At 49.2% G+C, this 9960-nt stretch carries 10 protein-coding genes; 7 read left to right on the plus strand and 3 right to left on the minus strand.

The window, feature by feature from the left end:
- Both era and rnc read right to left on the minus strand, forming a co-directional pair.
- On the minus strand, positions 1–839 hold an 839-nt coding region (era, locus tag ACTHUM_RS09940), incomplete at its 3' end, for a GTPase Era (protein WP_440402841.1).
- Positions 840–903: 64 nt separating this feature from the next.
- Positions 904–1623 carry a ribonuclease III gene (gene rnc / locus ACTHUM_RS09945; protein WP_003683027.1) on the minus strand — a complete coding sequence of 240 codons (720 nt, stop codon included), beginning with the start codon at positions 1621–1623 and terminating at the stop codon, positions 904–906.
- 254 nt (positions 1624–1877) lie between these two features.
- Here rnc and ACTHUM_RS09950 point away from each other — a divergent pair, with 254 nt between their 5' ends.
- From ACTHUM_RS09950 to nusB, 3 genes are all read left to right on the plus strand, one after another.
- On the plus strand, positions 1878–2201 hold the full coding sequence (locus tag ACTHUM_RS09950; protein WP_039862122.1) for a DUF2185 domain-containing protein: 324 nt from the start codon (positions 1878–1880) through the stop codon (positions 2199–2201).
- 93 nt (positions 2202–2294) lie between these two features.
- Positions 2295–2774: a 6,7-dimethyl-8-ribityllumazine synthase gene (gene ribH / locus ACTHUM_RS09955; protein WP_003748562.1), complete on the plus strand. Its 480-nt coding sequence runs from the start codon at positions 2295–2297 to the stop codon at positions 2772–2774.
- 120 nt (positions 2775–2894) lie between these two features.
- On the plus strand, positions 2895–3323 hold the full coding sequence (nusB, locus tag ACTHUM_RS09960; protein WP_004519698.1) for a transcription antitermination factor NusB: 429 nt from the start codon (positions 2895–2897) through the stop codon (positions 3321–3323).
- Positions 3324–3440: 117 nt separating this feature from the next.
- Here the strand turns inward: nusB and ACTHUM_RS09965 are convergent, their stop codons facing one another.
- Positions 3441–3863 carry a type IV pilin protein gene (locus ACTHUM_RS09965; protein WP_004519697.1) on the minus strand — a complete coding sequence of 141 codons (423 nt, stop codon included), beginning with the start codon at positions 3861–3863 and terminating at the stop codon, positions 3441–3443.
- Positions 3864–4152: 289 nt separating this feature from the next.
- Between ACTHUM_RS09965 and ACTHUM_RS09970 the strand changes: the two genes are divergently transcribed.
- The 4 genes from ACTHUM_RS09970 (at position 4153) to ACTHUM_RS09985 (ending at position 9777) form a co-directional block, all read left to right on the plus strand.
- Complete coding sequence (locus ACTHUM_RS09970) at positions 4153–5334, plus strand: efflux RND transporter periplasmic adaptor subunit (protein ID WP_004519696.1); 1182 nt, start codon at positions 4153–4155, stop codon at positions 5332–5334.
- Between the two features lie 81 nt (positions 5335–5415).
- A complete protein-coding gene (locus ACTHUM_RS09975) occupies positions 5416–7353 on the plus strand; it encodes a MacB family efflux pump subunit (protein ID WP_070695414.1) in 1938 nt (645 codons plus the stop codon).
- A 63-nt stretch (positions 7354–7416) separates the two neighbouring features.
- Positions 7417–8799 carry a TolC family protein gene (locus tag ACTHUM_RS09980; protein ID WP_039862103.1) on the plus strand — a complete coding sequence of 461 codons (1383 nt, stop codon included), beginning with the start codon at positions 7417–7419 and terminating at the stop codon, positions 8797–8799.
- Between the two features lie 111 nt (positions 8800–8910).
- A complete protein-coding gene (locus ACTHUM_RS09985; RefSeq protein ID WP_049344865.1) occupies positions 8911–9777 on the plus strand; it encodes a DUF808 domain-containing protein in 867 nt (288 codons plus the stop codon).
- Positions 9778–9960 lie beyond the last annotated feature (183 nt).

Below are 9960 nucleotides of genomic sequence, written 5' to 3' on the forward strand. Positions count from 1 at the left end.
AATTTTTCCATATCAAGGCGGGCTTCAGTAGAAATTTTCTTCAATTTCTCCCCACCCTTGCCAATCAAAATCGCCTTTTGGCTGTCTTTATCGACCAACACCGCGATATAAATGCGGAACAGTCCGCTTTCCTCTTCCTCAAACTGCTCCACTTCAACATTCATCGCATACGGCAACTCTTCGCCCAAATAACGGAACAGTTTTTCGCGCACAATCTCCATCGCCAGAAATCGGCTGGATTTATCCGTCACCATATCTTCCGGATACATCGGGATACTTTCCGGCAGATACGGCTTGAGCAATTCCAGCAAATTGGCAATACGCAGACCATGTTTCGCGCTGACTGCCTCGCTGGCGGCAAATTCAAACTCTTGGCGCACTTCATTGATAAAAGCCTCAAGCGCAAATTTGTCTTTGGCTTTATCTTTATCGATTTTATTGACCACCAATACCACAGGCGTATGCTTAGGCAACTGCTTCAGCACCACGCGGTCCGCATCGGTAAAGCGCATGGCTTCCACCACAAAAACCACCACGTCCACGCCGCTCAACGCTTCGGTTACGTTTTGATTAAGACGGTCATTCAAGGCATTGCGGTGATTGGTTTGAAAACCAGGCGTATCGACAAACACAAATTGCGCCGTGTCGTCGGTGTAAATACCGGTTACACGGTTGCGCGTGGTTTGTGCTTTTTTACTGGTAATACTGATTTTCTGACCAATTAAATGGTTCATCAGCGTGGATTTGCCGACATTCGGACGACCCACGATGGCCACAAAGCCGCAACGATAATCCGTCGGGTGTTGCGACTCGTTTTGCAAAAAGGTTTCGATATCCATTTATATATGACTTTCTTGATTGTTTCAGACGGCCTTTGCATTTTTTCAAAGGCCGTCTGAAGTATCATTTTTTAGCTTTTTTCAAAGGGAACTTCTGTTCCAACCACTCTAAAGCTTCACATGCCGCTTTTTGCTCGGCCACTTTCCGACTGCTGCCGCGTGCATTGCAGATGAAACCGAGTTCGCCCAAATCACAGGAAATCACAAACATCGCATCAGCCGTCTGCTCCGCCTGCTCTTCGATTCGGTATTTCGGCAGGGCAAAGCGACGTGCCTGCAAGGCTTCCTGCAAAGCGGTTTTACTGTCTTTCTTGCCGATATTCAAATCCGCACGTTTCACGCGTTCCGCAAACAAATGGCGAACCACTTTTTCCGCCGCAGAAAAATCAGCGTCAAAGCTGACCGCCGCAAACATCGCCTCCATTGCGTCAGCCAAAATCGAAGGCCGTCTGAAACCGCCGCTCTTCAACTCGCCGGCACCCAAATACAAACCGTCGCCGACATTCATTTCCAACGCGATTTCAGCCAATACGCCTTCATTCACCAAAGCCGCGCGCATCCGCGACAACTCGCCTTCCGACAATTTCGGAAACGCGTCAAACAACATCCGCGCCACTGAATAGTTCAAAATCGAATCGCCGACAAATTCAAAACGCTCATTGTGTTTGGCATTGTAGCTGCGGTGAGTCAAAGCCTGCTGAAGCAGCTCCATATTGCGGAACTCATAGCCCAGACGCTTTTGAATCGCTCGATGCGCCTGCTGTTTGAGCAAATCAGGTTTCATTCCATACTTTCAAAAAAACAGCCGGAAAGCACGCCTCATCCGCAGTGAAACAAAATAAAAAGGCTACACCGGCAACTTTTTTATTTTGGCTCATTGTTTCTTGCGTCCCTCAAGCCGATAAACAATCAAAAGCCGTCATGTTCAAACCTGACGGCACTTGCCGACATTGTACCATCAAACCGACCCTGCACACATCCGTGCGGAAAAGCGGCGAATCGTGTAAAATCATGCCAAATCATCTCTTTGCCAACTCCATGAACAAATTTGCCCAAGCATTGGCCGCAGCGCTCGACCGCTGCATTGTTACCAACACCGTCGCCGAACAAGGCAAACCCGTCGGCTTCCTCTACCGCGAAGCCCCCGTATTTGAAAACGACAGCGGCTGGCGTATTTTCAGCGGCGACGAAACCGACGAATACACCGACAATCCCGACAACTTCAGCATTGTCAGCCTCTCCGCCATTACCGCAGACAATCCCGACATCGCGCCCCTGCTGACTCAGGCAGAAGGCAGCGCGTGGGAATTAAACGAAGACGGCGAGTTCCAAGCCGTTGCCGATTGGCAGCCGCAAGAATAATCCATCCCCATTTCGTTTCAGACGGCCTTCCCTATAACCAGGCCGTCTGAAACCGAGCCGAATCCCTATTTCACCAATATTGAAGGAATCATCATGAACATTATCGAACCCCGCCTCGACGGTACCAACTTGCGCATCGGCATCGTTCAGGCCCGCTTCACCAACGAAATCGGCAGCGAAATGGTCAAAGTTTGCTGCCGCACCTTAAAAGAATTGGGCGTAGCCGAAGACAACATCACGCTTGCCACCGTCCCCGGCGCGCTTGAAGTGCCTATCGCGCTGATGAACCTCGCTTCATCCGAACAATTCGATGCCCTGATTGCCATCGGCGTTGTCATTCGCGGCGAAACCTACCACTTTGAATTGGTATCCAATGAATCCGGCGCAGGCGTCAGCCGCGTTGCCCTTGATTACAACATCCCGATCGCCAACGCCATCCTGACGACCGAAAACGACGAACAGGCCGTCGCACGCATCGAAGAAAAAGCCTCCGATGCCGCCAAAGTTGCCGTAGAATGTGCCAACTTGGTCAACCATCTTTTGTCAGAACAATACGAAGACGACGAAGAATAAGTTCTCCCCGTATTGAATACCGCATATTTTCAGACGGCCTCCCAATCATGACATTGAGGCCGTCTGAATCATTCAATATTCAGCCGACAACCATCGGCACCCTCTTCACAAGGAATACCCATGAAAAGCCCACGCCGCCGCGCACGCGAGCTTGCCGTACAAGCCATTTATCAAGCAGGCATCAACAAAACAGCCGCTCCCGAAATCGCCAAAAACATCCGCGAACTGTCCCAAGCGCCCAATATGGATGAAGAGCTGTTCAACAAACTGTTTTTCGGCGCGCAAACCCATGCCGAAGAATACATGGAAAAAATCAGCCCCCTGCTCGACCGCGACGAGAAAGATCTCAGCCCTATCGAACGCGCCGTTTTGCTGGTTGCCTGCCATGAGCTGAGCACCATGCCTGAGACCCCCTATCCTGTCATCATCAACGAAGCCATTGAAGTCACCAAAACTTTCGGCGGCACCGACGGCCATAAATTCGTCAACGGCATCCTCGACCAACTGGCTTCACGCATCCGCCCTGACGAACCGCGCCGCAAAGGCTAAGATGGGCTTCACATCGGGCCGGGATTACCAATCTTTGCCCTGTATAAGCTAATGTGCTTATACAGCCAAACCATCCAAAAGGCCGTCTAAAATTCAGACGGCCTTTTATATTTCGATTTATTCCGATTTTGGTATTTCATAACCGGGGCAGTTTTGTTTATCACTGTTTGCCCAGATGATACCGCTGTCGTTGTAATAAACGGTACAAGTTTCATCGGCATTGGTTTCTCTATTGGGTACAGCCTTCAAAATATAACCTGAATCGGAAGGATCAGGCATAGAATCCGTACCTTCGGAAAAACTAATATTGAAATATTGATTCTGCTGCAAATTTTCGGTAGGAAACCCTACAAAAGTACTTTTTTGAGTATAGTAGCGTTCAAGTTGTTGGGCATTATGCAGCATCTGTGTGCGGACGGATGCGAGACGCGTTTGGCGGATGTAGTTTTGATAAGACGGATAGGCGATGGTAGCGAGAATGGCTGCAATCAAAACGACTATCAGCAGCTCGATAAGCGTGAAGCCTTGTTGGTGTTTCATTTTATTTGTGTCGTTAATAATTGGAATAAGACATGAATATTATAGTCGTTTTCTTGCGGCTTAAATGTTCAGATTCGGAGGGAGTTTGGGAATTTATGTAAACGAGGTACAAGTTCTGAAAAATATCTTCATCCTTTTATTTTTTATTTCAATAAGTTAAACTTCAATTTAAGTTGACCGTCTCTTGGTTGGTCTTGGTCTTTACAGTAAAATCCAGTTGTTTTTTTGTTTCTATCAATACATTGGTTGCTTGTCTGCGACGTTATTTTATTGAATTGGTTCCTTTTATATGTCTAAAGTTTTCAAGTGGGCGGCCGGTACGGCTGTTATCGTGGCTGCGGCTTTCGGCGGCTGGTCTTTGATGAAGCCTGAGCCTCAGTCTTCTTTTATTACGGAAGTGGTCAAACTCGGCGATATCCGTCAAACCGTATCGGCAACCGGCGAAATCTCGCCTTCCAATTTGGTATCCGTAGGCGCGGAAGCTTCAGGCCAGATTAAAAAACTGTATGTGAAACTGGGCCAACAAGTAAAAAAAGGCGATCTGATTGCAGAAATCGACTCAACCAATCAGCTCAACACCTTAAATACCGAAAAATCCAAACTAGAAACTTATCAGGCAAAATTGGTTTCTGCCGAAATCGCACTTTCCAGCGCGGAGAAAAAATATAAGCGCGAACTTGCCTTATGGAAAGAACAGGCCACTTCCAAAGAAGATTTGGAATCTGCACAAGACTCTTTAGCCGCAGCCAAAGCCAATGTCGCCGAACTGAAGGCCTCCATCAAACAATCCAAAATCTCCATCAATACAGCCGAATCCGAACTGGGCCACACGCGGATTACCGCCACCATGGACGGCACCGTAGTCGCCATTCCTGTTGAAGAAGGCCAATCCGTCAATGCGGCGCAATCTACGCCGACCATTATCCAACTGGCCAATCTGGAAACCATGTTAAACAAAATGCAGATTGCCGAAGGCGATATTACGAAAGTCAAAGCCGGTCAGGATATTTCGTTCACCATTTTGTCCGAACCGGACACGCCGATTAAAGCGAAATTGGACAGCGTCGACCCCGGCCTGACCACCATGTCTTTGGGCAGCTACACCAGCAGCACGGACACGACTTCCAATGCAATTTACTACTATGCCCGCGCCTTGGTGCCAAATTCCGACGGCAAACTTTCCATCGGCATGACCACTCAAAACACGATTGAAATCAACGGCGTGAAGAATGTTTTGCTGGTACCGACGCTGACTGTGAAAAAGCATAACGGCAAATCCTATGTCAGCATTTTGGGCGCAGACAATAAAGCGGTAGAACGCGAAGTGACCGTCGGTTTGAAAGACAGCATGAATACCGAAATCAAAAGCGGCTTGAAAGAAGGCGAAAAAGTGATCGTTTCTGAAATGAGCGCAGATGAAAAGAATAAGAGCAGTGAACGCGCGATGATGGGTGGCGGCCCTCCTCGCTGATTGATTAAGGTCGTCTGAAAGGTTTGGCTGTGTTTCAGACGGCCTTAGTTCCTGTATTTCTATTTTTCGCCCGGAAAGATTATGAGTTTAATCGAATGTAAGAATATCAACCGTTTTTTCGGTAGCGGTGAAAACCGTGTACACGTATTGAAAGATGTCAGCCTTTCTATTGAGAAAGGCGACTTTGTAGCGATTATCGGACAGTCCGGCTCAGGCAAATCGACGCTGATGAATATTTTGGGTTGTCTGGATACCGCCACTTCCGGCTCTTATCAAATCGACGGCATCGAAACATCGCAAATGCAGCCGGATGAGCTGGCGGCTTTGCGCCGTGAGCGTTTCGGCTTTATTTTCCAGCGTTACAACCTGTTAAGCTCGCTGACCGCCCGGGACAACGTCGCCCTGCCTGCCGTGTATATGGGCATGGACAGCAAAGAGCGTGCGGAACGTGCGGAAAAACTGTTGGGCGATTTGGGTTTGCAAAATAAAGAAGGCAACAAACCCAGCGAACTTTCCGGCGGTCAGCAACAGCGTGTTTCGATTGCCCGCGCGTTGATGAACGGCGGCGAAATCATCTTTGCCGACGAGCCGACCGGCGCATTGGATACCGCCAGCGGTAAAAACGTGATGGAAATCATCCACAAGCTGCACGAAGACGGGCATACCGTGATTATGGTTACCCACGATCCGGGCATTGCGGCAAACGCAAACCGCGTCATCGAAATCCGCGACGGTCAGATTATTTCGGATACGTCTAAAAATCCTGATATTCCGCCAAGCAAAGTGGAGAGGATTAAAGAAAAAGCTTCTTGGTCGTTTTATTACGATCAATTTATGGAAGCATTCAAAATGTCTGTGCAGGCAATTATGGCGCACAAAATGCGTTCGCTGCTGACCATGCTGGGGATTATCATCGGTATCGCTTCGGTGGTATCGGTAGTGGCATTGGGTAATGGCTCGCAACAAAAAATCTTGGAAGACATCAACTCGATGGGCACAAACACCATCAGCATCTTCCCCGGCCGTGGTTTTGGCGACCGCCGCAGCGGACGGATCAAGACACTGACGATTAATGACGCAAAAGCCATCAGCCAACAAAGTTACGTCGCCTCCGCCACCCCTCAAACCAACTCCAGCGGCACCTTAACCTACCGTAACACCGACCTGACCGCCTCGCTTTACGGCGTAGGCGAACAATATTTCGACGTGCGCGGTTTGAAATTGGAAGAAGGCCGTCTGTTTGATGATGACGATGTAAAAACCGATGACCAAGTCGTCGTCATCGACCAAAACACCAAAACCAAACTCTTCGGCGAAGGTGTCAATCCTTTAGGCAAAACCATCCTTTTCAAAAAACGCCCGTTAACCGTCATCGGCATTATGAAAAAGGATGACAACTCATTTGGCAATTCCGACTCGCTGATGCTTTGGTCGCCTTATACAACGGTCATGCACCAAATTACCGGCGAAAGCTATACCAACTCCATCGTTGTCAAAATCAAAGACGATGCCAACACACAGGTTGCCGAAAAAAGCCTGACCGAGCTGCTGAAAGCACGCCACGGTACAGAAGACTTCTTTATGAACAACAGCGACAGCATCAAAGAAATGGTGGAAAGCACAACCGGCACCATGACGCTGCTGATTTCTTCCATCGCGGTCATCTCTTTGGTGGTCGGCGGTATCGGCGTGATGAACATCATGCTGGTCTCCGTTACCGAGCGCACCAAAGAAATCGGCGTTCGCATGGCAATCGGCGCACGCCGCAACAATATTTTGCAACAGTTCCTGATTGAGGCCGTCTTAATCTGTATCATCGGCGGCCTGTCCGGCGTATTGCTGTCCGCAAGCATCAGCCTGGTGTTCAACTATTTTGTTACCGACTTCCCAATGAGCATTTCCATGACTTCCGTCATCGGCGCAGTCGTCTGCTCCACCGCCATCGGCGTCGCGTTCGGCTTTATGCCTGCCAACAAGGCTTCCAAGCTCAACCCGATTGATGCGCTGGCTCAGGATTGATTATGTTTCAGACGGCCTATTATTTTAGGGCCGTCTGAAATGCTGTTACCCGAAAGATTTTTTATGAAGACGAAACCTTTTTCCCAAGCAGCCTTATCATTGGCTGTTGCCCTTGCCCTAAGTGCGTGCGCCGCGCCTAAAGCCAATCCGAACCTGACGCTGGAAGCGACCGGCCAAGTCATGAGCGCGGCGGAAACTGCCGAACGCTACGATGTAAACGGCAACTGGTGGGAAATCTACCAAAGCCAGCAGCTCAATGCGCTGATGGAGCAGGCGCTGGCGAACAATGTCGATTTGAAACAGGCCGCCATCAGCGTCAACAAAGCTTTGTATCAAGCCAATATTTTGGGCGCGGATTTGGTGCCTTCGTTCAGCGGATCGTTGGGCGCGAACGCTTCTAAAAACCTGAAAACCGGCAGCCATGGCAATACCTTCAGCAGCCAGCTTGGTTTGAGCTACGAATTGGATTTGTGGCGCAAACTCAGTGCCACTGCCGATGCGCAGGTATGGGAATACCAAGCCACGCATGAAGACATGGCCAATACACGCCTGACTTTGATTAATAATGTCGCCGATGCGTATTTCAATATCTCCTACCTGAACGAAGCCATCGAGTTGGCGAAAAAATCGCTGAAGCAATACCAGGAAATCAACCGCATTGCGAATGCCAAGTTCCACTACGGCCGAGCCGACTCAAGCCAGCCGACCCAAGCCAAACAGTCATTGCTGAGCGCAGAAAACAGCCTGTTGTCTTTGCAAAACAATTTGGATACGCAAAAACAGGTTTTGCGTAATTTATTGAATTTAAGGCCGTCTGAAAACATGGCCGCCGATCCGGCACAATTCCGCCTGCTGCCGGTCAAAGGCGTGAACTTGGACGTACCGATTACCGTTTTAGCCAACCGCCCCGACCTGCGCGCCGCCGAATACCGCCTGCAGGCGTCGCAGCAATCGGTCAACGCGCAAAAACGCAGTTGGTATCCGTCGATTACTTTGGGCGCAAGTTTGAGTACGTCTTCCGATAAAGCGAAAAGCACGTTCAATATCCCTATGTTAGGCGGATCGGCCACCATCAATCTGCCTTTCCTTAATTGGCAGATCATGAAATGGAAAGACAAAACCGTACAAGCGGAGATGGACAGTGCCAAGCTGAATTTTGAAAAAGCCCTGACTACCGCGCTCAACGAGGTCAACACCAATTACCTTGCCTACAAAAACGCGCAGGCCAGCCTTGCCAATCAAGAACAGCGTTATCAGTTGGACAAGAAAAACAGCCATTACTATCAAGTACGCTACCAACACGGTAAAAACGAGCTGAAAGACTGGCTGGAGGCTTTGAATTCGGAATACAGCTCGGCGCAAAACCTACTGAACCAACGCTATGAAGCCTTGAAATACGAAAATATGGTGTATAAAGCCATGGCTGGACGTTATACGCCGAAATAGCATTTTCAGACGGCCTTTGGTTAATTTCCGTCAAAGGCCGTCTGAAACCATTCAAGCAACTGAATTTTCATATATAATCGCGCGTTTATTTGATTTTATCCGGACAACATTATGGCCTTCGCCTCTCTCTTTACGCTTTTGGACGACATTACCGCCGTTTTGGACGACGTAGCGATGATGACCAAAGTCGCCGCAAAAAAAACCGCCGGCGTGGTCGGTGACGATTTGGCGCTCAACGCCAATCAGGTAACCGGCGTATCCGCCGAGCGCGAATTGCCGATTATTTGGGCGGTGGCAAAAGGCTCTCTGGTCAATAAGCTGATTCTGGTGCCGCTTGCACTGTTGCTTTCCGCTTTCCTGCCAGCGCTGATTACGCCCTTGTTGATGATCGGCGGTGTTTATTTGTGTTTTGAAGGCGTGGAAAAACTGTTGCACAAATTCTTGCACCGCAATGAACACGAAGACGGACACGATGCCGAGCCTGAAGTCACAGACGAAAAAACAAAAGTGAAAGGCGCGGTCCGCACAGATTTCATCCTCTCCGCCGAAATTATTATTATCGCGCTGGGCGTTGTTGAAAAATATGACCTGATGACGCGTTCTTTGGTTATGGCCGCCATCGGTGTCGGCATGACGGCATTGGTCTATGGTTTGGTCGGCATTATCGTCAAACTTGACGACCTCGGCATGATGTTGATGCGCCAAAAAAGCGTTGCTGTGCAAGGTATCGGACGCAGTTTGATTTCATTTATGCCTTGGTTTATGCGTGGCTTGAGCATTGTCGGCACGCTGGCGATGTTCTTGGTTGGCGGCGGACTGATCACCCACAACCTTGGCTTTTTGCACGATTTCCTCCACGCACAGCATTGGGACAGCGGCATGATGGAACATATCGCCAACTTGGTGGTCGGAGTAGCCGCCGGTGCATTGGCTTGCGCAATCGTCCTGCCTGCAATGAAATTGTTTCAAAAAGACTGATTTTGTTTCCCTGCCGTCTGAAAACTTTTCAGACGGCCTCAATACCATTTAAAGCATGAATATTTTCCGTAAACTCGAACAATATTGGCAACATCCGCTGCTTTACTGGCCGCTGGTCATCTTGATTGCCGCCGCGACACCGTTCACTTTCGCCCCGTATTATCATTTCTGGCTGATGCCGCT

It is taken from the genome of Neisseria sp. P0021.S006, assembly GCF_051956895.1.

What these genes read in the sequence shown, in the direction of transcription:
- rnc (WP_003683027.1), bottom strand. Translation starts at nt 1,623, where the DNA reads ATGAAACCTGATTTGCTCAAACAGCAGGCGCATCGAGCGATTCAAAAG.
- ACTHUM_RS09950 (WP_039862122.1), top strand. Translation starts at nt 1,878, where the DNA reads ATGAACAAATTTGCCCAAGCATTGGCCGCAGCGCTCGACCGCTGCATT.
- ribH (WP_003748562.1), top strand. Translation starts at nt 2,295, where the DNA reads ATGAACATTATCGAACCCCGCCTCGACGGTACCAACTTGCGCATCGGC.
- nusB (WP_004519698.1), top strand. Translation starts at nt 2,895, where the DNA reads ATGAAAAGCCCACGCCGCCGCGCACGCGAGCTTGCCGTACAAGCCATT.
- ACTHUM_RS09965 (WP_004519697.1), bottom strand. Translation starts at nt 3,863, where the DNA reads ATGAAACACCAACAAGGCTTCACGCTTATCGAGCTGCTGATAGTCGTT.
- ACTHUM_RS09970 (WP_004519696.1), top strand. Translation starts at nt 4,153, where the DNA reads ATGTCTAAAGTTTTCAAGTGGGCGGCCGGTACGGCTGTTATCGTGGCT.
- ACTHUM_RS09975 (WP_070695414.1), top strand. Translation starts at nt 5,416, where the DNA reads ATGAGTTTAATCGAATGTAAGAATATCAACCGTTTTTTCGGTAGCGGT.
- ACTHUM_RS09980 (WP_039862103.1), top strand. Translation starts at nt 7,417, where the DNA reads ATGAAGACGAAACCTTTTTCCCAAGCAGCCTTATCATTGGCTGTTGCC.
- ACTHUM_RS09985 (WP_049344865.1), top strand. Translation starts at nt 8,911, where the DNA reads ATGGCCTTCGCCTCTCTCTTTACGCTTTTGGACGACATTACCGCCGTT.